Source organism: Nonomuraea basaltis (genome assembly GCF_005893125.1).
GTDB lineage: Bacteria > Actinomycetota > Actinomycetes > Streptosporangiales > Streptosporangiaceae > Nonomuraea > Nonomuraea basaltis.
This window is the reverse complement of sequence record NZ_VCJS01000082.1, coordinates 1-25,216: the sequence shown is the minus strand read 5'-3', so window position 1 is coordinate 25,216 and position 25,216 is coordinate 1. Positions and strand designations below refer to the sequence as shown.

The window sequence follows — 25,216 nt, the reverse complement described above, 5'->3', positions numbered from 1 at the left end:
CTCTCGAGACTGAGTCGACCTCTTGATGCGAGCCGGCGATGTGGTGTGATGCAGATCACACCGAGTTGATGGCACCGTCTGGGCGTGCCATGCGTCCAAACGCCTTCACTTTTGGCTCGGAAAAGCGGAAGGGCCCGGCGGATGCCGGGCCCTTCGCTTGGAACGGTTACACGAACGGCTCAGGGCCGGTCACTGTCCGTCAATCAGACAATCTTGCCGGACCAGACGTTGGCCGCAGCCTTGTAGACCGTGTTCGTCTCACCGTCGAAGTACGGCGAGGAGATGTAGTCCACGCGGCCGTTGCCGTCCTGGTCGTTGAAGGTGCTGGTGACACCGTTGACGTAGCCGAGGCGCTTGCTGTTGCTGTACTTGTACAGCCACGGACCACCGTCGGCGCCCTCGGTCATGGCGCACTTGAGGGCGACGTGCTCCTCGATCTTCTTCGCGGCGGAGCCCACCAGCTTCTTGGTGGTCTTGCCGTAGCACCACTTCGGCGTGACACCGGTGTAGGCCTTGTTGCCGTCAGGGTGCGGTGCGGCCGGGTAGCCGACCACGCGGACGTACTTGCCGGTGGGCTGGTTCCAGGCGAAGCCCTGGCCACCCACGTTGTCACCAAGGCGACCCGCGTCCTTGGCGAAGCCCTCGATCACGTAGTAGTCGAGGCGGTAGTACTTGGTGTCCGTGCCGGGGACGTACCACTCCTGCACGTAGTAGTGCGTGATGAGGTAGTTGCCGGCGGCGTCCGTCTTCTTCTCGCCCTTCCAGGCGTCGTAGGCGTCCTTGTCGACCATCTCGACGACCGGGTCACCGTAGATGAAGCCCTGGCCGCGGCCGGTGCCCTTCTTGGCGGCCTCTTCGTACTCGGCCTTGGTGACTTCCTTCTTGTCGACGATGGCGCCGGGGTAGTCCGGACCGGTGACCTTCTTCGCCGTGCCGGGCTTGATGTCGTAGTACGGGTACTTCGTCGGGTCCTTGATGGCCGACTCGTACTCTTCCTTGCTGACCTGGGTCGCCTTGATGTCGGTGACCTGACCCTTGGCCGTCGCGGCCTTGTACTCCTCGATCGTGACCTTGGTGGCCTTGCCAGCGCCGAGCTGGACGCCGTTGTACACGGTCACGAACGCGTAGTCGCGGTCGTAGTCCTCGTACACGTCGAAGTCGTAGTGGGTGAAGGCCTGCTTACCCACGTAGATGCCCCAAGGAGACTTGCCCTGGTAGTAACCGGGGACGAAGACCCACTTGGACACGACCTCGGTGTTGTTCGCCGTGTCGTAGACGCAGTGACCGGCCGTGGCGACCAGGTTGCGGTACTTCGACTGGATCGAAGTGGCCGAGCACCACTTCTTCTCGCCCTTGCTGTTGACGAAGAACACCTTGCCGATGGTCTTCGGCATGTTGACGTTCTGGACCTTCGAGGTGGTCTTCTTCTCCTGGCCGATCGGAGCGGTCGAGCCCGGCTTGGTGTCCGAGCTGTAGCCGCCCTTTGACTGCAGCTTGGCGACGTCGGCCTTGTCCCAGATGTCGGACGCGGTAGCGGCCTTAAGGGCAGCACCGTTGTTGTCCGCCCAGAACTCCGCGATGGCCTTCGCGTTGGCCGCGGACGCCGCCATCGGGTCGGCGGCGGTCGTCGGGTCGGCCTGGGCCGCACCGGCGAGGCCGGCGGCCAGAAGGCCGGTAGCCATGATGACGCCACCGGTGGGGATGAGGATGCGCTTCAAGGGAACTGCTCCTTGCTCTGTCGTGGGTCGCAACATGCGTCCCATGCGTCAGTAAAGGGATAGCAAGGAACATAGCGTGGTGATCTCCGCAGGTGGAACCCGGTTTGAGTGATCGGATAGTCGGCGTGACCGCCGTTACCGTGCTGTTATCAGTCAGAGATCTTTGCGCGCCGTGATCGAGGGGTCACGTTTTTGCAGGATATGTGGGGGATGTTGCTGCTGGAACGAAAGTTCCGTTAGTGATCCGACGCATAGTGTAGTCACTCTAATGTGACTTAGATCACAGGAACCAGATTGGAACCAACTCCGTCTAAACTGCTCCCCATTTCACAGGTGATCTTCAGGTTGAGTCATGGAGCGTTCCGACTTCTCCTTCGCAGTCCGGTTCGGCGGGGTGTGGCGAGGTCGTCTGGGTGAGAGGTGCGGGTGGGCTCCTGGGGTGTGCGCGCGCCGGCCCAGGGCCGTGTGGTGCTGCCTGTTAGTAGGTGCGGTTCCAGCCGCGAACCTATGTAGTCGAGATAGGAACTGTTTGCTGGATCTGCTGACACTGAGTGGCGATGCTGTCACGCTTGGCGTATGGGTCGTGGTGATCTGACAGATGCCGAGTGGGAACGACTGGCGCCGCTGCTGCCCGCCGACGGCACGCGTGGTGGTCGCTGGAACGACCACCGGACGGTGATCAACGGAGTGCTCTACCGGATCCGTACTGGAGTGCCCTGGCGTGACCTGCCCGAGCGCTACGGCTGCTGGGTGACCGTCTACAAGCAGCATCGCCGCTGGCGGGCGGACGGGACCTGGGAACGACTGCTGACCGAGATGCAAGCGATCGCCGACGAGGCGGGTCGGCTGGACTGGGACGTGGCGGTGGACTCCACCCCCCTACGCGCCCACAGGCACGCGGCTGGCGCGCCCCGCCAGGCGCCGCACCCACCGGCCGGGCAACAAGAGGAGGCGGTTCGGACCAAGCGAGGCGATCCGATACGGGCCGGTCTGCGCGCTCGGCTGGCGGAGGTGGTCAAGGCGGCGAGTGCTTAGGACGCTCCTGCGGCGCCTTCATCACGAAGCACGGAGCCGCACCTTGCCACCGATGGTCGGTGCCGGCCGTTGGCACTGGTGCTGACGGCCGCCCAGTACGGCGACAGCCCGCAGTTGCGCACCGTGCTGGCCAAGATCCGCATACTCCCAGGCCCGGGACGGCGGGCCCGGCGGGCGGCTGGGAAGGCTGCACCTGCTTCTGTAGCGGATACGACGTCGACACTCGAATCCTTGCAGCGCAGGGGCACCTTTCTCTTGTTTAGGCCGCTACATCCGACCGCTTGAATACCTGAGGCTAAGCAGGAGGGCGGGCAGTAGATACGCGCCCGTTCTGATCAGGCACAACCGCTTACCAGTGTGACGTTGGTCACAGGCGTTGCCGATGCGCGCTCTGCAAGCTGCGCCGATATCGAATCGCGTTTGTTCCGTTCCAGAAAGTAGGGGCGGGCGTTCATCGCGCGATCTATGCGGCGATAGGCCGCTCGGTTATACAGAGGTGATCTTCTTTATGTCGATCTTACAGCGGGCATCGGATCGGACGCGCCTCTCGTTGCGCGAGCGTCCTTGTACGGCAGGAGCAGTGACGCATGACGTTTTGGCGTGCGCGAAATCGGTCGACTGGCGTAATGGGACGCAGTGGGTTCGGGCTGAAGTCGAAGGGCCGCCTGCGAGCAAGGATCACCGTCGTCCTGGCGGCCGCGCTGATCCCGAGCATCGTCCAGCTCCAGATCGAGCCCGCGGTCGCCGATCCGGTCCGTACGCGCTACGAGATCCCCCAGTCGCCCGCCAAGGGCGCGTCGAGCAGCGTTCCGGTCCAGCAGACCGGCACCGCCAAGAACCTGCCCCACTTGGTCGGCCCCGAGGCCACCAAGACCGTTATCGACACCCCCGCCGCGAAGGCCGGCAAGCGTCCCAAGGGCGCGTTACCGCTGGACGAGCCGCACCAAATGGCCGAATCGTCCATCGAAGGCCTGATGACTCCGCCGCCGTTGCCTGATGAATCCGAGCCGGAGCTCGCCGCCCCTCCCACAGAGAACGCGCCGGCCGCCGCCCCGCCGCCCCGCCCGGCCGCGGCCCGGTCCGCCGCCGAGGCGTCCGCAGGAGAACCCGTTGTGTCCCTGCTGACCTCAGGCCCCGGCACCCCCGGCTCGGGAATGATGATTCTGTCGTCGCCGAAGCCGTGGTTCGAGGCCAGGGTGACCGACCCGGATGGACGTAACGTCGGGTTGAGCGTGGAGGTCGAGCACGATCCGTCGGTTCCCGCGCAGGGCACCGGCCAGATCTGGACCTACACCGGAGGGACGGGCAGTGCGTCGGGCTCAACGATCCGGTACACGATCGACTCGGGCAAGCTCCAGGACGGTTGGACGATCCGCTGGCGAGCCCACGGGCTGACCTCCAGCTCGACCGGCGCATGGTCGGGCTGGCAGACGGCCAAGCTGGACATCAGCAAGCCCGCCGTGTCGCAGCTGTCGGCCGGGCCCGGCGCCTCGGGGGACGGGCAGTCGATCCTGTCGTCATTGACCCCGTGGTTCGAGGCCAGGGTCACCGACCCAGACGGGCGCTACGTCGGCATGAGCGTCGAGGTGGAGCACGATCCGTCGGCCGCGGGTCAGGGAACGGGTCGCATCTGGTCGTACACCGGCGGCTCCGCCGATCCTTCGGGATCGTATGTCTCATACACCATGCCCTCCGGCCTGCTCAAAGATGGATGGCTGATTCGCTGGCGGGTCCGCGGCATCACCCCGACGGAGACCAGCGACACCCTGTACGGCCCATGGTCCGGCTGGCAGGCCGGCCGCGTTGACATCAGCAAGCCTGCGGCGTCGACTCTGGCGGCGGGGCCGGGTACGACGGGTTCGGGGCTGACGACCTTGAGCACGTTGACGCCGTGGCTGGAGGCGAAGGTCTCCGATCCTGACGGGCGCAATGTCGGGTTGAGCGTGGAGGTCGAGCACGATCCGTCGGTTCCGGCGCAGGGCAGCGGCCGGATCTGGACGTACACCGGGGGAGCGGGCAGCACGAACGGGTCCACGGTGCGCTTCACGGTGAGTTCGGGCGCATTGAAGGACGGCTGGTTGATCCGCTGGCGGGCGCGCGGCATCACCCCGACCGAGAGCTCCCAGACCCTATACGGGCCATGGTCGGGCTGGCAGACCGCCAGGATCGACATCAGCAAGCCTGCGGCGTCGACTCTGGCGGCGGGGCCGGGTACGACGGGTTCGGGGCTGACGACCTTGAGCACGTTGACGCCGTGGCTGGAGGCGAAGGTCTCCGATCCTGACGGGCGCAATGTCGGGTTGAGCGTGGAGGTCGAGCACGATCCGTCGGTTCCGGCGCAGGGCAGCGGCCGGATCTGGACGTACACCGGGGGAGCGGGCAGCACGAACGGGTCCACGGTGCGCTTCACGGTGAGTTCGGGCGCATTGAAGGACGGCTGGTTGATCCGCTGGCGGGCGCGCGGCATCACCCCGACCGAGAACTCCCAGACCCTATACGGGCCATGGTCGGGCTGGCAGACCGCCAGAGTGGACATCACCAAACCCGCCGTGTCCGCGTTGTCGGCCACGCCCGGCGTGTCCGGGACGACCCTGTCCACACTGACCTCGGTGACACCATCGTTCGGCGCCACCGTGAGCGACACCGCGGGACGCAACGTCGGCCTGTCGGTGGAGGTCGAGCACGACCCCTCCGTCCCAGGGCAGGGCAGCGGCACGATATGGAGCTACACCGGCGGCGCAGCGAGCCCGTCCGGCTCGGCCATCCGCTTCACCATCGACTCGGGGAAGCTACGCGACGGCTGGCTGATCCGCTGGCGGGCGCGCGGCATCACCCCGACCGAGAGCTCCCAGACCCTGTACGGGCCGTGGTCGACCTGGCAAACCGCCAGGATTGATGTCAACAACCCGGCTGGCACCGGGATCGGCGCAGTCCCCGCCACCCAGGGGGCAGGCCTGTGGACGCTGTCCTCGCTCACTCCGTGGCTCTATTCGAAGATCACCAGCCCGAACGGCGCCGCCTCCGTCCTGGGCGCCGAGATCGAGCACGACCCATCGGTCCCCGCCCAGGGCTCGGGCCTGATCTGGGCGGGACAGGGCACGACCTCGTACGCGTCGGGCTCCAACGCCTGGGTGCAGGTGCCCTCGGGCAGGCTGCAGGACAGGTGGCTGATCCGCTGGCGGGTCCGTGGAGTCCCAACTTCCGGCACCGCCGGCGTCTGGTCGGACTGGCAGTCGGCCGTGGTCGCGCTCACCCAGCCGAGCGTGGCAGGCGTCGGCATGACCCCCGGCACGTCGGGCGCCGACGGCTGGACGATCCCCTCGCTCACCCCGTGGGTGTTCGGCAAGGTCACCTCGTCCGAGGGCCGCGCCTCCTACCTCGGCGTCGAGATCGAGCACGACCCGGCCGCCTCCGCCCAGGGCTCGGGCCTAATCTGGGCCGGACAGGGAACCACCTCGTACGAGTCCGGCGCCAACGCCTGGCTTCAGGTCCCGACGGGCAAGCTCACGGACGGCTGGCAGGTCCGCTGGCGTGCCCGCGGCGTGACCACCACCGGCGTCAACGGCCCCTGGTCGGACTGGCAGACGGCGCGGGTGAACCTCAACGTCCCGTCCGTTGAAGGGCTTGGCATGGCCCCGGCCAGGCGGGGCACCGCGTCCTGGTCGGCGACCACGCTCACACCCTCCCTGTACGCCAAGGTCACCGACCCTGAGAACCGCGCCTCCCAACTCGCCATAGAGGTGGAGCACGACCCGGCCGCCACCGAGCAAGGCACCGGCCTGATCTACGCGGGCAAGTCCACAACCTCCTACCCCTCCGGCGCCAACGCCTGGATGGCCGTCCCCGCCGCCAAGCTGCAGGACAACTGGCTCTTCCGCTGGCGCGTGCGCGCCGTCACCACGACCGGCGTGAGCGGCCCCTGGTCGGAGTGGCAGTCGGGGGTTGTGACCGCGCTGCCGTTCATCGGCTTCGCACCCGCTCACAACAGCCAGGTCGGCACCTTGGAGCCGACGCTGTCGGCGCACGCCCAGTCCGCGAACGAGGATCCGGTCACCTACTGGTTCCAGCTCTGCGCAGGCACGCCGTCGAGTTGGACCTGGTGTGATAGCACCCCCACCTGGGAGAAGTCGGGAACCTGGACGCCCTTTAACACACGAATCGCCGGCGCGCACAAGCTAGCCTGGGGGCAGACCTACTGGTGGCAGGCGAAGGCGACCACCGGCACCACGACCGTGACCTCCTCGTGGCGATCCTTCACGCCAACGCCGGAGCAGGGCACGATCAACGCGTCGCTGGCCGCGGGCACTGACGGCCGCGCGTTCAACCACTCCTCCGGCAACTTCACCCACACTGAGACCGACGCGTCGGTCTCAGTGGTGGGGCCGCCGCTGAACGTCACGCGCACCTACAACAGTCTTGACCCTCGTACCGCCGGGGCGTTCGGCGCGGGCTGGTCGACCCGCTGGGACATGCGCATCGAGCCGGACCCGAAGACGTCGACGCTGCTGGTGACCTATCCGGGAGGCGAGCAGATGCGCTTCGCCGCCAAGGGCGACGGCACCTACGCGCCGCCGGAGGGCACGTTCGCCACCTTGGCCACGCTCCCGGAGGGTGGCTGGCGGTTGATGGACAAGTCGGCCACCTCGTACTGGTTCGACGCAAACGGCCGCCTGACCAAGGTCACCGACCACCGAAACCGCACGCAGCAGCTGACCTACGGGAGCGACGGCAAGCTGGCCAAGGCGACCGCGACCGGGGACAGGGCGCTCACGTTCACCTGGACGGGCAACCATGTGACCGGCGTGTCCACCGATCCACTGAATGGGGCCCCCCTCACGTGGACGTACACCTATGACGGCGACAAGCTGGTGAAGGTCTGCCCGCCCGGCTCGGACACTGCCTGCGCCACCTATACCTACGGCGACGCCTCCCGCTACCGCAGCGCAGTCCTGGACTCCGGACCCCTCGGGTACTGGCGGCTGAACGAGACGGTCGCCACCATCGGCACGAAGATCAACAGCGCGGCCCCCGGGATTCCCGAACCCGGGGACGAGGCCAAGGTCAGCGGCACCACGGCCGATGCCACCACAGGGAACCCCGGCGCGCTGACCGGCTCGCCGGACACCGCGATGCGCTTCAAGGGCACGTCCAGCTCCGCGTACGTGACCCTGCCCCAGGCCACCATCAGCGGCCGCGGCGGCAGCGTGGCGGTGGAGGCGTGGTTCAAGACCACCGGTGCGGGCACGATCGTCGGCTACCAGAACGCGGCCTCCCGCCTCCCGTCGGCCTTCACCCCCCTGCTGTACGTCGGCACGGACGGCAAGCTGCGCGGCCAGTTCTACACCGGCACTCCAGCCCCCATCACCTCGGCCGCCCCGGTGAATGACGGTGGCTGGCACCACGTGGTGCTGTCGGCCGCCGAGAACACCCAGACCCTCTACCTGGACGGTCAGGCCGTCGGCACGCTCGCCGGGCAGATCACGCACGCCGGCCAGTGGGAGACGCGCATCGGCTCCGGCTTCGGCTCACCCACCTGGCCCGCCACGACGACCTCGACGGCGCCCTTCTCGTTCACGGGCGACATCGACGAGGTCGCGGTATACGGCAAGCCGCTGGGCGAGCAGGTGATCAACACCCACTATGCGGCCAAGTCGCCGCAACCGCAGCTCATCAAGGCCTTGACCCCGTCGGGGCGAACGGAGACGGAGAACGTCTACGCCGCTGACGGCGGCCGCCTCACCCAGCACACCGACGCCAACGGCGGCGCGTGGAAGCTGTCGGCTCAGGCGTACAGCAAGGAGACCACGGTCCTGATCTTCGCCACGACGACGGTGACGGATCCGCACGGCGGCACCCTCACGTACGTGGACGACGCCCTGCATGGCAGCCGGCCGATCTCTCAGATCGACCAACTCGGCAAGACCACGAGATACACCTACGACGTAGGCGGATTCCCGGCCAAGGTCTTCGACCCCAACGGCAACGTCGTGGAGGTGTCGTTCAACGTCCGCGGCAACCTGTTGGCCAGGAAGACCTGCCGGACGAGCGACAGCTGCTCCAGTGAGTACTTCACGTACTACCTGAACGTCGACAATCCCTTCGACCCACGCAACGACCTGAAGACCGCCCATCGGGACGCCCGGTCGGCTTCGCCAACCGATGAGACATACCAGACCTCCTGGACCTACAGCACGTTCGGGGAGGAGGCCAAGCAGACGACGCCGGGCACTCCAGACTTCCCGCAGGGCCGTTCAATGACGAAGACCTACACCGACGGCACCGAACCCGCGGTCGGCGGCGGCCTCGTTCCGGCGGGACTGGTGAAGTCGTCCAAGGATTTCAAGGGCAACGAGACCACCTACGTCTACACCGCCGCCGGCGATTCCGCGGTGCAGACCACCCCTACCGGGCTGGTCAAGAAGTACGAGTATGACGAGCTCGGACGCGTCACCACCCAGACCGAGATCTCAACGGCCCATCCGCAGGGCATCAAGACCACCGTCACGTACAACGCGCTGAGCAAGATCACCTCTCGGACCGGCACCGGGGTCAAGAACGAGGTCACCGGCGTGACGCACACCTCGAAGTGGAGCGCCGCCTACGACCCGGACGGCCTGCCGCTGGCCGAGACGCAGGAGGACCTTACCGGCGGCGACGCGGCCCGCACCACCACCTACACCTACGACTCCTACGGCCGCGTGGAGACGGTCACCGGCCCCGAGGGCGGCGTGCAGCGCTTCGCCTACGACCACAAGGGCCAGAAGACCAGCCTCACCAACGAGCGCGGCACAACCTTCCACTACGGCTACACCCCGCGCGGCGAGCAGGCCACGACCACGCTGAAGGGCTGGACCGGCAGCCCGGCCGACCCGCAGCCGGCCACGGACGTGGTGATGACGTCGTTCGCCTACGATCCGGCCGGACGGCTGGCCTCGCAGACGGACGCGATGGGCCACACCACGGTCTACACCTACTACAACGACAACCTGCCCGCTGAGAAGATAGCCAAGGGCTCGCGGCTCAACGGCTCGGACACTCCCCGCGACGTGGTGCTGGAATCCAGGGTGTACGACGCCGCCGGCAACATCACCCGCGAGACCACGGACGGCGGAACGCTGCGCGTGGACGCGGCGTACGATGCCGCCGGACGCCTCACTTCTCAAACCGTCGACCCGGCCAAGCTCAACCGCGTCACCACGGCCGCCTACGACGCCAACGACAACGTGACCAAGGTCAGCCTCACCGCGGCCGGCGCCGGTCGGACCGAGATCACCGAGTACGCCTACGACGCGGGCAACCAGGTCACCCGCAAGACCGCCCACAATGACGGCCAGGACCTGATCACCACGTTAACGCTCGACGAGCGCGGCCTGGTGACGGCGATGACCGACCCCCGCGGGAACGCCTCCGGCGCCGACCCGGCAGCCTTCACCACCACCATGACCTACAACGCGCTCGGCGTGCCGACCCAGGTCCAGTTGCCGCCGGTCACCGTGGAGCGGGCGGGCGGCGCCCCGGCGACGGAACGGCCCGTCGCCAAGCTCGGCTACGACACCTTCGGCGACAAGACCCACCACGTCGACGCCGAGGGCCGGATCACGACTTCGACCGTGGACCGGGCCGGGCGCGTCGTGGAACAGGCCATCCCGACGTACACGCCGCCCGGTGGGCAGCCGATCGTGCCCAAGGCCACCGCGGGCTACAACGCCGCGGGTGATCTGATCAGCGCCACCGACCAGCGCGGGCAGACCACCAAGGCGGTCTACGACGGCCTCGGCCACATGGTGCAGGTCACCGCACCGAAGACCGCCACGGCCCTGGCCGGCGTCTGGACCTATGGCTACGACCTGCTCGGGGAGCTACTGTCGCAGACCGACCCGACCGGCGCCCGCTCGGAGTCCACCTATGACGATCTGGGCCGCCAGATCACGCTGACCACCATCGAGCGCAAGCCCTCCCAGGCCGCCTATGTCACCAGACTGGAGTACGACGACGCCGACCGGGTGACCAAGACCATCCGGCCCACGGGGGACGCCTCCACCCGCGCCTATGACGCCCTCGGCGCGCTCACCAGCCAGACCGACGCGCTTGGCAACGCCACGGCGTTTGAGTACGACATGGCCGGACGCGTCGTCAAGACAACCAATCCGCTGGGCGCGGTCAGCACCGCCGACTACGACCTGGCTGGACGGAAGACTCAGACCCAGGAACTGGACGCGAACGGGACCGTGCTGCGCACCCTGAAATACGGCTACGACACGGTCGGCAACCCCACCAGCCACACGTCGGCTGATGGCCATACCACTACGCAGGTGTTCGACGCCGCGAACCGGCTGATCGAGCGTAAGGAGCCGGTCTCGGCCACCGAGACGATCACGACCACCTTCGGCCACGACGCCGCGGGAGCGCGAACCCGCTCCACCGACGGCCGCGGCAACGCCAGCTACACCACCTACAACAGCCTGGGCTTGGCCGAGTCGATGATCGAGCCCAGCACCGCGGCCCACCCGAACCCGGCCGACCGTACCTGGACCACCGTCTACGACGCCGCGGGCAACCCGGTCACCAGCCTCGTCCCCGGCGGCGTCCGCGTCGACCGCACCTTCGACGAGCTGAACCGGTTGGTCAAGCAGACCGGCAGTGGCGCCGAGGTTGCCACCGAGGACAAGACGTTCGCCTACGACCTCGCGGGCCGGCTGGTCAGCGCCGACGATCTGAGCTTCACCCTCGACGACCGCGGCCTGCTGCTGAAGAGCGCAGGCCCGGGCGGCGACCTCAACGCCTACGCCTACGACGCCAATAAGCGCCTCGTCCAGCGTGTCGATGTCACCGGCACGTCCACTTTCGCTTGGGACGACGCCGACCGCCTCACCCAGTCGGTCGACTCGGTCAGCGCCACCACCATCGACTACGGTTACGACAAGGCCTCCCGCCTGACCTCGATGGCCTACGGCGCCTCAGGCGCCCGCCGGTCCTACACCTACGACGCCCTCAACCGCCTTACCAAGGACCAGCTCACCACCTCCGCAGGCGGCGCCATCGCCTCCATCGAGTACGGCTACGACCTCGACGACAACCTGACCTCCAAGACCACCACGGGAACGGCGAGCGCGGGGACCAACACCTACACCCACGACTGGTCCAACCGGCTCACCTCCTGGACCGCCCCCGACGGCAAGAAGACCGCCTATGAGTGGGACGCCGCCGGCAACCGAACCAGGGCCGGCGACAAGACCTACACCTACGACGAACGCAACCGCCTCACATCGGGCGACGGCCACACCTACACCTACACCGCCCGCGGCACCCTCAAGGAAGACTCAGCGGGCATCGTCCGGCTCACCAAGTTCGACGCTTTCGACCGCCTGATCACCGATGACGCCATCACCTACGACTACGACGCCTTGGACCGCGTCGGGACACGCACCGCGAGCGGCCAGACCAGCCGCATGACCTACGACGGCCTCACCAACAACCTGGTCGCCGTCACCGACGCCAACGGCGCCAGGACGGCGTCCTTCGGCCGCGACGCCCTTGGCCGCACGCTGGGCATCAGCGACGGCGGTGGCGCCCAGCTCGCCTTTTCCGACCTGCGCGGCGACCTGATCGGTGCCTTCGCCGCCGGCGGAACCGCGCTGGCAGACTCGGTGGCCTACGACCCCTTCGGCGAGGTGATCATCCGCACTGGGAACGTGCACGCCCTCGGCTACCAGGGCGCCTACACCGACCCCGACTCGGGCAAGGTCAACATGGCCGCCCGCTGGTACCAGCCCACGACCGGCAGCTTCGTCTCCCGCGACACGCTCACCCAGAGCCCCGACCCTTCCATCCAGCTCAATCGTTACGCCTACGCCAATGACAACCCCCTGACGAACGTCGACCCGGACGGCCACAAGACCAAGACCAAGACGAAGACGAAGACGAAGAATCCGGTCGACACGTACGGCGAGTGCAAGCAGCAGTCGAAGAAGAGTAAGGCTTGTGCGGAGATCATCGTCGACCACGGCCGGTGCGTGAAAGACTACGGCAAGCAGTACTGTACGGAAACCGAGAAGGAATACACGTCCTGCCGGAAGGGGCATGGCAAGACCTACTGCACTGCGACGAAGGACGTCTACGGTGATTGTCGGGCCGACGGCACCTCGCACATGGGGGTCGTTTCAGGAGGCAGCACGAAGGGCGCTTGCAGAGACGCGGCGTCCACCTATGCCAGTTGCCGGCCCACAGCAAGCAAATCTACCTGTCTCGACGTGAAGGACAACTACATCGAGTGCCGGTCCCAGGGAAACAGAAGAGCCGTGTGCGGGGAAGACGCCGGCGTCTACCGGGATTGCCGCGTCGGCCACAACTCGCGGCCGGACTATTCCAAGGAGATGTGCGGAAACGCGTCGGAGGCATACCGCGACTGCCGCTACGGCAACAAGCACTACCAGTCCACCTGCGCCACGGACGTCGACTACTACATCAAGTGCCGTGATCAGGCTAAGGCGGCCGACCACGCCGGGTGCGCATCGTATGCCGACTCCTACCTGGACTGCCTGTCCTCGCAGAAGTACGGCCGGCACAGCTCCCCGTTCTGCAACAGTGCCTTCGACAGCCAGCTGGGTTGCATGAAGACCAGTGCGGCGAAGGACTGCTGGTGGGTCGACGACGTGTATCTCGAATGCGCGAAGATGAAGTCGGAGCGGGACTGCACCGAGGGGGGCGGGTTCACCGGCAAGAAATGCAACAAGAGCGGCTGCACCTACTATCTGAGCAACTTCGCGGCGAACATGCTGGCGGCTGGCCTGACGGGCGTGGCGGGCTTCGCCGCGGGCGTCTGCGCTGTAGGGGGGTTCAGCTTGGTCGGCATTCCGATAGCCCTTGTCTGCGAGGCGGGGGCGGCCCTGATCGGAATGGGCGTGGCAGCCGTCCTCAGCCACAACAAGGGCAATGGCATCTGGTTCTCGTTCAAGACCACGACGTATTACGATCAGCAGTCCGGAATGCCCGTTGTAGCACCGACAGAGATAAAGATTGGATCGCAGTGAGTAGGCGCCGGTCCAGAATAACCGTCCTGCGGCAAATGGTGGGCCTGGCCTCGGGCTCGGCGTTCTTCGCGGGGTTCGTCATGATCCTCGCTACCATGGTCGACGTCAGGGCGTCAGCGCTGGTGCTCGTGTGGATGGGCAGTATTCTTGCTCTATGTACTATTCCGATCATCCTGCTCGAGAAGAGATCCATGTCGACAGGCAAGGGGGATCCTCCTGACAGAGGGGAGGGCCGTACGGAGAGCTGAGCGGGCAGACGGGCGGGTCCTGGGAGCCATCGTCCGCGAGCCGTGCCGAGAGCCTCGGTGAATGCCACGCTGGTGGCGCTGCGCGAGCCGCAAGGGTCCGAATTCCCTCAGGGGTCCGCATGTGAGGTCCAGCGTGCCCGGCACGCCACGATGGCTTCGGACAGACAGCCACGCGTCGGGGTCGAGCCAAGCGGCATAGATTCACGCGAGAGCCGAGCTGGCCGGGTGGCGTCGAGTCGCCACATTGTCTCAGGAGTTCTTCGTGTCGTCAGGTGGACTGACGAAGCTGCCCATGCCGCGTACGGTGTAGATGGATCCCTCCGCGCGGAGGGCTTTCATGGCCTTGTGGGCCGTCATCCGGGCGATGCCGAATTCCTGCATGAGGTCATTCTCACTCGGCACTCGCGAGGCGGGGCGGTAGGTCCCTGCCGCGATGCGTTCGCGGATCATCTGGGCAACCTGCTGCCATCTGGGCTGATCCTCGCGAAACTCGATCACATTACCACTGTAGGGACCTCTGTATCTCCATTGATCTGTAGATGTCCTACGTGCTCTATAGACGACTGTAGACCGTAGGCCCTTAGCCTTCCCCCATGGCAACATCCAGCGATGACCTCGATGCCGTCCGGGCCGCGTTTCCGGATTGGGCATGCTTCCGCAGCGACGCGGGCGCCATCTACGCCACCAGGCGGGGGTGGTGTTGAGCGGCAGGGCATTGGAGCGTGGGCTGCGGCAGACGGTGAGCGCCGATGATGTCGCCACGCTCATGGCGTTGCTGCAAGGAGCGCCAGGCGGTGATGAATGAGTACGTCACCCTTCTCCGTGCCGCTGTGCCACGGCCTCCACGTGGCCGCTCCACCTGATGCCGAACGGGTGGCATGGGTACAAAGCGCCGGCCGCGTGCCTCGCGTACGGGTTCGCGATTACACGTGTATGTGCCGAGCCCCGTTCTTTGAGCTATGCGCGGCCGGCGGGCTGTCGTTCGTTCGCCGCATATCGGACGAGAGCGACGCGGCGATCATCGTAGAGAGTCCTTGGACGTTGGCCCCTGCGGCGGAACGCCTCTGGCTGCGCATCTCGAACGGCACCGCATGGTGACTCCGACCGGTCGATCGCCTGGAGGCGATAGATACCGGCCCACTGGAGTAAGCCTGCACTGGCTGCTGTATTGGCAGGGTGCTCGATCCCTGTCACGCGACAAGCCCGAAGACGTAACCTGGCTGTCGACAAGAAGCCAAGCGGGAGTGTTCCCCATGCTTGACGATCTCGAAGGCAAGAAGACGGGCGAACGGATTCGCATCATCCGGGAACGCAAAGGGATGCCCCGGCCCGTGCTGGCCGGACTCGTCGGCTACTCCACGGAGTGGCTGAAGGGCATCGAAAGCGGGCGACGCCTGCCGCCCCGCCTCCCGGTGCTCATCCGCCTCGCCGAGGTGCTCGCCGTCGGCGATGTCGCCGTTCTCGCCGGGAGTGACATGGACCTCGGCGGGCACACCACGATCCCCGTGAGCGCCTTCGCGCGGATACCGCACGAGGCCGTGCCCGCCATCCGGGATGCCGTTCGAGATCCTCTCCTCACGATCACGGATCAGCCACTTCCCGTCGCCACGCTTCGCCGGCGTACGGTCGAAGCCTGGCACGTGTGGCACACATCTCGCACCCACCGCACCGACGTCGGCCGCGTACTGCCTGCCCTCATCCGTGACGCCCAGGCCACCGCCCGCCAAGCCCAAGGCGAGGAACGCCGCGACGCCAACGCCGTGCTCGCCGACCTATGGGCGCTCGTGCAGCACGCCATCGTCTGGGCCAGCGAGCCGGAGTTGATCTGGGTCGTCGCCGATCGAGCCATGGCCGCTGCCCGTGAAGCTGACCAGCCAGCCGCGCTTGCCGGGGCCGCATGGACCTACGCCATGGTTCAGCGGTCCGGCGGTGACACCGAAGGAGCCCTGACCCTTGCCACCGATGCCGCCAACCTGCTGCGCGACCGGCTGCAGGAGGGCACCGACGAGCTGCGTGCTCTCTACGGCGCCATGCAGCTCCACGCCGCCACGACCGCCGCGCGTGCTGGACGCGAGGGTGACGCGTGGCGGTACTGGGACGAGGCCGCCGCGACCGCGGAACGCCTTCCCGACGGCTACCACCATGCATGGACCCAGTTCGGCCGTTCAAACGTCGCCCTGCACGCGGTGTCGATCGGTGCTGACCTCACCAAGTCCGCCTCTGCCAAGGAACGTGCCGAACAGATCGATCCGGACTCTATCCCCAGCCGTGAACGGCGAGCCCGGCTGCATGTCGAGATCGCCCGCACGTATCACCAACGACGCGACTGGTCATCCATGCTCGACTGGCTGAATCAGGCGTACTCGATCTCGCATGATTCGGTCCACTACAGCCCGACCGGGCGGCAGATGGCCTCCGAGGCGGTTGAGCACGGCGGACCACTGATCCAACGCCGGGCCCGTACTTTTGCGGAGCATCTCGGACTGCCCCTGTAGGAATGGGTGCACTGTGCACCCGGCGAGGCAGTGGTGCACGTGGCACCCGCTGGCCCTCGACTGCGACCGTACGTTGCGTACATGCATGGGAACTCTCTGGATTCGGACTGCTTCTACTCGTGGCACGCTCGCGATGGCGAGGGCCGAGGGGCCGGTGGTATCACCGATGAGGCTGGTAGGGCGACCGCATTGCTGAATGCCGCGGTCAACACCCTCTCGCACGGCGCACGAGGTTCGGTGCGGCTGGTACGTCTCGATCGGTACGCCCGTCAGCCGTCCTACATCCATGGCGAAGTCCTGGTGCGCATCCGCCGCGACAAGGCCACCGGTGCGCTCCTGGTCGAGGCCGGTGGCGACGGTGGGGCGAGAGAATGACTGGCGGCGAGTTGGACGCTCATCCGGAGGGGGCAGTTCCGGATCTACGGAGCGTCGCGCAGGAGGCCGGCACGTCAGCCGATTGAGTGGCTCGCCAGCTTACCGCCCTGCGGACCACTTACCCCGGCTGGGAGATTTACGTTCAGAGAACCGACGTGGCTGGAATGTTGGGGTGGGTGGCCGAGTTGCGGCGCCCGATCACCGATCAGATGCGGATCGCCGGGGTTGTCGAGACTGTGCGGCAGCCGGATGCCGTCACGCTAGGGGCCACCTTGTCCTGCCAGGCGGAACTGGTTCACATCAGCCGGTGTACCACGTGGCCGAAATGAGGGAGCAGGGCCGCGCCGAAGGCAGTCGCAGGATCATGGATGCTGCGGAGGAGGCAGAACTGCCCTACTGACTTTCCGAGAAGTGCTGGCCGATGACGCGGGTCTTCGTCGATACCAACGTGCTTTTTCCGTTCTCGTTGATGGATCTCAGCTCGCGCTGACCGAGGACGCTGGTCACACCGTTGTCTGGGACGACTACAAGCAACTGCTCGATCGAATGGAAAGGCCCTGATCTTGATGATCGTTACCGTGCGGCCGCCGCCATCGCGGGTGTGCAAACCTTGATCGCCTGGAATGGCCTCCAGGAGATGTTGACAGCGCTCATCCCCTTGTTGGATGTCGTGCTTTGGGTTCGAGGCTAGGCCTGGGCCAGATTTGCGCGCCACGCGTTGAACCGCGAGCGCAGCTCGCGCACCTCGGGTTCTGTCAGACCATAGGCGAGCAACTCGCTATCTGGATAGAGCTCCAGAGCGGAGAGCATCTGTGCGAACACGGCCCGGTCGAAGCCGAGGTCGCGGGACGCAGCGAGTTCAAGCAGGCGATCGCGGGTGAACCGACCGCTGGTGAGAAACGCGTCGACGTCGATGAAGTCGCGAACTTCTGCTCGGGTGAACAGGGCCTCGACCTTGCCGCCTGCGACGTCTTCGAGGTGGACAACTGGACCGATCTCCATGGTGACCGGTGGGTGAGATCGCAGATCGGTGGCCAATTCGACCTTGCTGGTTCGACCGATTGCAGGGTCGGACACGCCGAGTCGTACGAAATGAGAGCTGTCGAGATCAACTTTGACGGTAAGGCCTTGAGCGGTGTAGGCGGCGCATATCTTGCTGACGCCGTCAGCGAAGTCGTCGCGGAGGCTCGAGGTGAACAGGTCGATGTCTTCGCTGGGCCGTTGGAGTACGCCATAGGCCTGGACCGCATAGCCGCCTGCCAGGGCGAATCCGTTGTCTGCGGCTGCTGCCAGTGCGATACGGGCCAGGCGACGGTGGAATTCGTCCATCAGGCGGCTTGGCGCTGGAGTTCGGGGAATCGGTCTAGCCATAGGGCGCGAACCCGCGGCGGCAAAACCAACTCGGGCCAGAGCCTCCGTAGGAGCGAGGCGTTCAGGAAGCGTCGCAGGTCGTCAGGCGTGGCACTTTCCCTGATCACACGCATGTACATCAGCCGCGCGTCGGCGGTCTGTTCCAAGTCGTAGCTGCGCTTCGGCCCCCAGTCGAGGTGGCGGGGAAGCGATATGACACCCCTGATGGGTCCGGTGAGCTCTTCCAAGGTTGTCGGCACGACGTAAGGCCGGAGTGCTCCGTATCCCCTAGTGTCCATGTCTCCAGTGTGACCGATGCAGGTCTGATCGTGCAGGTCGATCTTGCCAACGGCCACCAAGGTCGGGGGCAAGGGCCTTAAGACCGTTCAGCTGTCCACGTCCATCAAGGTCACCGGCGACGCCCGTGGCTGGGGCGCGGTTCGCCTCGTCAGCCCGGTGAAGAAGACCTCCAAGAAGGCCTCGTTCGCCGTCACCTGCGCTGGTGGCGAGGAGAGCACGGGCGACGCGTGGGACAGCCTGGCCATCTCCGCCCATGGAGCCGACAAGCCGGACGACTCGGCTACCCCGCCTCCGGCCGGGAAGGACGATGACCAGCCGGCTCAGAACTTGGTACGAAAGGCCAGCATCGCCTCCGAGCGGACAACCGCATCGAAGTGTCCGGTGACCTTCAAGGTCCACGGCTACTTCGAAGGGCTTCCCGCAGGCGCGCAGGCTGTTCAGTACCGCTTCGTCGGGACCCAGGAGTGGAAGCCCGTCAACGTGCCGACAGACCACGCGGGCTCCTGCCGTCACGGCAGCCCTGCGCGGCACCTCCGACTCCTTGATTTGCCGCATGATTCTCTGACCAGGCGACCGGCCTACAGGATGCCCGGCGACTCCTCGAAATCCGGATGGCATGACGCGAGGAAGGCGAAGGCGGCGGTGGCGTCCTTGGTCCGGTAGAAGTTGACCATCATGGCGTTGAATTCGGCCCGCCGGGTCGCCGGCCCGGAGTCGATCAGTAGTTCCCTCATGCGCCACGCCTGATGGTCTCGACCGCCTGGATGATCTCCCGGCCAAGCCGTAATTCGGCCATCACGTCCCGATAGCTCTGAGAGAAATCATGTTCCCCGCGGGGACCCAGGCCCACCCAGGGAAAGCGCCGACGAATTGCCTCGTAGTCGATCACCTCTGAGGCATCAACGTTCTCTTCCATGCTTCGAATGTGGACAGTCACGATGCGATGCCAGATCATCACCATCTGTTATGCCGTCGATTTGGCGAACAGTGAGGTGAGGCGGGCTCGCTGGGTCATGGGGCAAGGTTGGGCGTCCGGCAAGCGGAGCGAGCGTGCTTGTCCGGGGGATCGAAAGGAAAGGGGGCGGAGTCCTCTTGGGAGGCGCTGTCTGGAGCTCTCAGAGGCGCGCAGCGCCCTCCAGCGGAAGGCCATGCTTGTGGCCTAGAACCAAGGCGAGGGCCTCGGTAGCCGAGACCCTCGCTTCCCCTGGCAGGGATTACTTGTACAGCTCGCCGCGCGGGCCGACGATCTTGCCGGACCACACGTTCTTGGCCGCGTTGTACACGGCCGACGTCTCGCCGTCGAAGTACGGGGACGTGATGTAGTCCACGCGGTCGTTGCCGTCCTGGTCAGCGAACGTGCTGGTGGTGCCGTTCACGTAGCCGAGACGCTTCCCGTTGCTGTAGTTCAGGAGCCACGGGCCGCCGTCGTAACCGGGGGTCACGGCGCACTTGAGGCCGATGTGCTCCTCGATCTTGAGCCACGGGGCGCCGACGGTCTTGGCCGTGGTCTTGCCGTAGCAGTGCTTCGGGGTGACGCCGCTGTACGGCTTGTCGCCGTCGGGGTGCGGGGCCGCCGGGTAGCCGAAGGCGCGGACGGCCTTGCCGGTGGGCTGGTTCCAGGCGAAGCCCTGGCCGCCGACGTTGTCGCCGAGGCGCCCGGCATCCTTGGACAGCAGGATGTAGTAGTGGCCGCCCCACCGGCGCTTGGGGCCGGTGAAGCCCTCGTAGTCCTTGCGGTCCACCTGCTTGACGCCGTTGAAGAGGATGCCGTTGTAGACGGTCACGAACGCGTAGTCGCGGTCGTAGTCCTCGTACACGTCGAAGTCGTAGTGGGTGAAGGCCTGCTTGCCCACGTAGATGCCCCAAGGAGCCTTGCCCTGGTAGTAACCGGGGACGAAGACCCAGTTGTCCAGGACGGCCTTGTTGCTGTCCGTGTCGTAGACGCAGTGGCCGGCGGTGGAGACCAGGTTGCGGTAGTTCGACTGGACCGAGGTGGCCGAGCACCAGCGGAACTTGCCGGAGCCGTCGACGAAGAAGACCTTGCCGATGGTCTTGGGGAGGTTGACGTTCTGGGCGCGGCCGGTGGACTTCGTCTCACCCGTGGGGGCCGTGGTGCCGGGCCGGCCGTCGGGGTCGGCGCCGCCCTTGGAGACGACCTTCCGCACTTCGTTCGAGTCCCAGGTGTACTGCGTGGCGGCGCGGAGCGCGGCGCCGTTCGACGCGAGCCAGAAGGAGGCCACGGAGGCGGCCTGAGAGGTGTTGCGAGCCATCGGGTCGTGGGCGACGTCCGGCTCGGCCTGCGCGGTGCCGGACAGGCCGGCGGCGAGCAGGCCGGTCGCCAGAACGGCACTACCGGCGGGGAGAAGGATTCGCTTCAAGGTAACTCCAGGTTGCGCTGACATGAGGCGCCTCGTGCACCCCCAAATCTCAGCAAACGGTCAGCCGGAACCTACAGCGTTGACCATGGTTGTGTGAATTTTGGGTAGATCATGTCAGTGTTCCCAATGCCCGTCGTGACCTTCTCGAGACCAAGATCTCGCCTGATCACGACCAGTGATCAAACCGTTGCTGTGACTTACGTCACATTTGCCGGTGTGGTCTGTGCGGCGGCGCGACGGTAGACGTCTCCGGTGGCGTTGTCGAAGTACGGAGACGACACCGCGTCGTACCTGTCCTTGGCGTCCCTGTTCCAGGTCAGGCTGTTGACGCCGGCCAGGCTGCCGAGCCTGCGGTCCTTGTCGTAGCCGATCAGCCAGGGGCCGCCGCTCACGCCGGGACTGAAGTCGCACCGCTGGAGCTGCACGCCCTTCTGCAGGTCGAGGCTGGGGGCCACGGTCCAGCGCGTCCGTCCCTCGAGGCACATGTGCAGCTTCCTGCCGTCGTACGGGCGGCTGCCGTCGGGCTGGGTGCCGGCCGGGTAGCCGAACGCGACCACCGCGTACGTGTCCGGCTTCTTGTTCAGCTCGAGACCCAGGCCGCCCACGTTGTCCTGGAGCCGGCCCACGTCCTGCATGACGAAGGTGCCGTTCTTGGCCACCCAGGTGAAGCCGCGGTGCACCGTCACGAACGCGTAGTCGTAGTCGTAGTCGCCCCTCCCGGCCCAGTCCTCGTGCATGCTGATCGACGAGCCCACGTAGATGCCCTCGGGCGTCTCGCCGTTGGGCCCGGGGTTGGGGACGAAGATCCAGAATTCGGCCGCCTTGGCCTGCCGCGGGTCGTACGCGCAGTGCCCGGCCGTGGCGACCACGCTGCGGTTCTTGGCCGTGACGGCACTGGCGGAGCACCAGAACTCCTTGCCCCCGAGCAGGAAGAAGACCTTGCCCATGGTGCTGGCGACCTGGCCCTTGCGTGGCAGCACGGGCGTGGCGCTCGGCACCGCGGCGGTCGTCCGCTTGACCGTGGCGGCGGGCGCGGCGGGGCCGGCGGCGGCGCCGGCGGCGGAGCTCGCCGGTGCGGCGGCGGCGCCGGGCGTGGCCGGGCTGTAGATGTCGGCCTTCTTGAGCTGGTCGGGCTTCCAGTGGTCGGCGACCCTTTTGACGTCCGCCGCGGTCTTGGCCAGCGGGACGGGGTACACCTTGCCGGCCGACGCGGCGTTGGCGATCCCCGTGAAGGCAGGCAGCATCAGCAGCGCGCCGCTGAGCGCGGCGGCCACGATGTGCCTGGCCCGGGAGATCATGAAATGCCTTTCTTAAGGTCGTAAGGGTGGATTTTTCCAGATGTCCAGACTCTATTGCAGCTTGGATAGAGATTCGTTACCTGATCTAGCGTCCACCGTGAACTATAAGTTCATCCTCAGCCGACCACTCCCGATACGCCTAAACGATCATAACTTTTGAGCATCGCCGCAGGTCGGGAGGGAGGCGGTCCAGGTGGGCGCGTGGCCGAATTGAGCGTCGCTTTCAGCCTCTCGAGTGGCGCACACCACCCCGAATGGGGGATGGGGTAAGGCCCCGGATCCCATGCGGGACCCGGGGCCAAGGGTGCCAACTCGTCACGGCATGTTGCCGGTCCACCGGTTGGCGGCGGCCTTGTAGACCTTGTAGGTGTCGGTGTTGAAGTACGGCGACGAGATGTGGTCGTAGCGATCGTTGCCGTCGGTGTCCCACGCGACGCTGTTGACGCCGACCAGGTAGCCGGTGCGCGACGCGCTCTTGTAGTTGTAGAGGAACGGGCCGCCGCTGGCGCCGGCGGTGAAGGAGCACTTGAAGCCGATGTGCTCCTGCAGGTTGTACTTCCTGGCCTCGGGCATCGGCTTGGTCTTGCCGTAGCAGTACTTCATCGTGCGGCCGGTGAACGGCTTGTCGCCGTCCGGGTGCTCGCCTGCCGGGTAGCCGAACGAGAACACGTTCAGCTTCGTGCTCCGGTTCCAGGTGAAGCCCTGACCGCCGACGTTGTCACCGAGCCGGCCGGCGTTCTTGACGGTCCACTTCCATCGGCCGTTGACCTTCTCCCACGAGACCTTGATGCCGTTGTAGACATTGACGAACGCGTAGTCGAAGTCGTAGTCCTCCTTCACCACGAAGTCGTCGTGCGCGTTGAACGTCTTGGCGGCGTAAATGCCGTAGGGAGCCTTGCCCTCCCAGACCTTGTCGCCGTCCCAGTACGACGGAATGAAGATCCAGTTGTCGTAGAAGGTGTTCTTCTTGGTGTCGTACACGCAGTGGGCGGAGGTCGCCACGAGGTTGCGGTACTTGCTCTGCACCGAACTGGCCGAGCAGTAGCGCCAGTTCCTCGGATCGCGGGGGTCGGCCTTCGGCAGCGTGAAGAACACCCGGCCGACCGTGTTCGGCAGGTTGACGTGCTTGCTCTTCTTGGTCTTCGTCTTCTCCGCGCCGATCGGCGGCACGGAGCCGGGAGGTCCGTCCGGGGTGTCGTTGCTGCCCTTGACGCCCTTGGTGGACAGATCGAGGCTGTCGTCGTAGTCGGTGGCCAGCTTGATGCGGTCCGGCGTCCAGAACTGGATCGCCTGCTCCGCGGGGGTGGTGGCGTTCTTGGACACGACGTCTCGGGGTGCCGTCGCGTTCGCCGCGGCGCCGCTGATCGTTCCCGCCGTCAGCCCGATGGCCACCAGGCCGGCGAGTGGGATCGCGATGCGCCTTGCTCGGGAAAACATGGAGCTCCTCTCAGTTCTCGGCGGCCCAGAGCGGGGTACTGCGCCCCGGTGGGCCAGGAAAACGATCGGAACGTTAATGAATGGCGCGACCCGGCGGCCAGGAAACGACGCGAAAAAGCATGGCCCGGTTCCATTCCGTTATAGAAATAGCGAAATCGCATGTATTCCGAGAAGGCATTTCCGCAGGCAGCGGGGCTGTTGAATTGTCTCTGGTAACAGCGGTAACGCTAATTATCAGAAGCCACTGCTTATCAACCGAATCTTGTTCTGGTTGAATGGAGTTATGGACCCACGCACCCCCTGTCTCATCGGTATCGCGCAGCGCACCGTTCGCGAGCAGCCCGGGCCGGAACCGCTCGATCTGTGGGAGGAGGTCGCGCGCGCGGCCGCCGGGGACGCCCGGCTCCCCGTCGAGCGGCTCGATTCGATCCAGATCGTCTACACCGACTCCTGGCAGTACGACTCCCCGGTCGGCCGCCTCGCCGAGCGCCTCGGCGCCACGCCGCGCCACCGGGCGTACTCCAAGGTCAGCGGTACCGCCCCGCAGCTGCTCATCGGCGCGGCCGCGGCCGGGATCGCGGCGGGTGAGTTCGATTGCGCGCTGGTCGCCGGGGCCGAGGCGCTGGCGACGCGGCGGGCGTACCGGCTGGCGGGCGAGCACGTGCCGTGGAGCCACCCCGCCGACCCCAAGCCACCGTACGGCTGGGAGCGCCCGCCGCACCCCGCCGAGCTGGCGCACGGGTTGTTCCTGCCGGTGCACACGTACGCGATCATGGAGACGGCGCGGCGGGCGGCGCTCGGGATCGCGATCGAGGAGGAGATGCGCGACCGGGGGCGGCTGATGGCGCCGATGACCGAGGTGGCCGCCGCGAACCCGTACGCGTGGCGCAGGACCGCCCGCACCCCCGAGCAGCTCGTGAACGGCGACCGCTTCGTCGGCTGGCCCTACACCAGGGACACGGTGGCCGTGCTGGAGGTCGACCAGGCGGCGGCGGTCGTCCTGGCCGGTTCGCGGCTGGCCGACCGGCTCGGCGTGCCCGCCGAGGGGCGGGTGTACCTGCGTGGGTGGGCTTACGGGGAGGACACCTGGGAGGTGGCGGCGCGGCCCGCGCTCGGCGCCTCGCAGGCGATTCCGCGGGTCGCCGAGGCCGCCTTCGAGCGGGCCAGGCTCGGGCTCGGAGACATGGACGCGATCGATCTCTACAGCTGTTTCGCGATCGCGCTGCGGCAGGCGTGTGACGCGATCGGGCTCGACCCGCTGGATCGGCGCGGGCTGACGGTCACGGGCGGGCTGCCGTACGCGGGCGGGCCGGCCAGCGACTACGTGCTGCACTCGACGGCGACGATGGCGGGGCTGCTGCGGGCGCAGTCGGGGCACGGGCTGGTGACCGGGGTGGGGATGCATCTGACGAAGCACACGTACGCGGTCTGGTCCAGCGAGCCGGGCGGGCGGCTGGGGAGCGCGGCGCCGGTGTTCACGGCCAAAGGGGTGCCGATCGCAGGCTCCTATGAGGGGCCTGCGGTGGTCGCGGGGTACACGGTGGCGCATGGG

General features: G+C 66.6%; 13 protein-coding genes. 5 read left to right on the top strand and 8 right to left on the bottom strand.

The features are described 5' to 3' along the window. Positions 1-203: 203 nt before the first annotated feature. Positions 204-1,718: a trypsin-like serine peptidase gene (locus EJK15_RS33025; RefSeq protein ID WP_138714402.1), complete on the bottom strand. Its 1,515-nt coding sequence runs from the start codon at positions 1,716-1,718 to the stop codon at positions 204-206. A 576-nt stretch (positions 1,719-2,294) separates the two neighbouring features. Here EJK15_RS33025 and EJK15_RS33020 point away from each other — a divergent pair. Both EJK15_RS33020 and EJK15_RS33015 read left to right on the top strand, forming a co-directional pair. Next, entirely contained in the window at positions 2,295-2,753 is a 459-nt protein-coding gene (locus EJK15_RS33020) for an IS5 family transposase (protein ID WP_138714401.1), read from the top strand. A 626-nt stretch (positions 2,754-3,379) separates the two neighbouring features. After that, positions 3,380-13,783, top strand: coding sequence for an RHS repeat-associated core domain-containing protein (locus tag EJK15_RS33015; protein WP_138714400.1), 10,404 nt, complete (start codon positions 3,380-3,382; stop codon positions 13,781-13,783). A 497-nt stretch (positions 13,784-14,280) separates the two neighbouring features. On the opposite strand, the gene EJK15_RS33010 is transcribed toward EJK15_RS33015, so the two are convergent. Next, a complete protein-coding gene (locus EJK15_RS33010) occupies positions 14,281-14,529 on the bottom strand; it encodes a GntR family transcriptional regulator (protein ID WP_138714399.1) in 249 nt (82 codons plus the stop codon). Between the two features lie 536 nt (positions 14,530-15,065). Here EJK15_RS33010 and EJK15_RS32995 point away from each other — a divergent pair. Together EJK15_RS32995 and EJK15_RS32990 are read left to right on the top strand one after the other, a co-directional pair. Beyond that, positions 15,066-16,526: a helix-turn-helix domain-containing protein gene (locus EJK15_RS32995; RefSeq protein WP_206061238.1), complete on the top strand. Its 1,461-nt coding sequence runs from the start codon at positions 15,066-15,068 to the stop codon at positions 16,524-16,526. A 189-nt stretch (positions 16,527-16,715) separates the two neighbouring features. Beyond that, entirely contained in the window at positions 16,716-16,901 is a 186-nt protein-coding gene (locus EJK15_RS32990) for a hypothetical protein (RefSeq protein ID WP_138714397.1), read from the top strand. A 687-nt stretch (positions 16,902-17,588) separates the two neighbouring features. Here EJK15_RS32990 and EJK15_RS32980 read toward each other — a convergent pair. From EJK15_RS32980 to EJK15_RS32950, 6 genes are all read right to left on the bottom strand, one after another. Next, positions 17,589-18,230, bottom strand: coding sequence for a nucleotidyl transferase AbiEii/AbiGii toxin family protein (locus tag EJK15_RS32980; RefSeq protein WP_138714396.1), 642 nt, complete (start codon positions 18,228-18,230; stop codon positions 17,589-17,591). An 899-nt stretch (positions 18,231-19,129) separates the two neighbouring features. Continuing rightward, entirely contained in the window at positions 19,130-19,285 is a 156-nt protein-coding gene (locus EJK15_RS32970) for a hypothetical protein (RefSeq protein ID WP_206061237.1), read from the bottom strand. After that, on the bottom strand, positions 19,282-19,467 hold the full coding sequence (locus EJK15_RS32965) for a hypothetical protein (RefSeq protein ID WP_138714394.1): 186 nt from the start codon (positions 19,465-19,467) through the stop codon (positions 19,282-19,284). The genes EJK15_RS32970 and EJK15_RS32965 overlap by 4 nt, the downstream gene beginning before the upstream one ends. Before the next feature lie 298 nt (positions 19,468-19,765). Further along, on the bottom strand, positions 19,766-20,929 hold the full coding sequence (locus EJK15_RS32960) for a trypsin-like serine peptidase (RefSeq protein WP_138714393.1): 1,164 nt from the start codon (positions 20,927-20,929) through the stop codon (positions 19,766-19,768). 197 nt (positions 20,930-21,126) lie between these two features. Next, positions 21,127-22,227: a trypsin-like serine peptidase gene (locus EJK15_RS32955; protein ID WP_138714392.1), complete on the bottom strand. Its 1,101-nt coding sequence runs from the start codon at positions 22,225-22,227 to the stop codon at positions 21,127-21,129. Positions 22,228-22,542: 315 nt separating this feature from the next. Further along, complete coding sequence (locus EJK15_RS32950; protein ID WP_138714391.1) at positions 22,543-23,664, bottom strand: trypsin-like serine peptidase; 1,122 nt, start codon at positions 23,662-23,664, stop codon at positions 22,543-22,545. A gap of 283 nt (positions 23,665-23,947) precedes the next feature. On the opposite strand from EJK15_RS32950, the gene EJK15_RS32945 reads away from it, so the two are divergent. Further along, on the top strand, positions 23,948-25,216 hold a 1,269-nt coding region (locus tag EJK15_RS32945), incomplete at its 3' end, for an acetyl-CoA synthetase (RefSeq protein WP_138714390.1).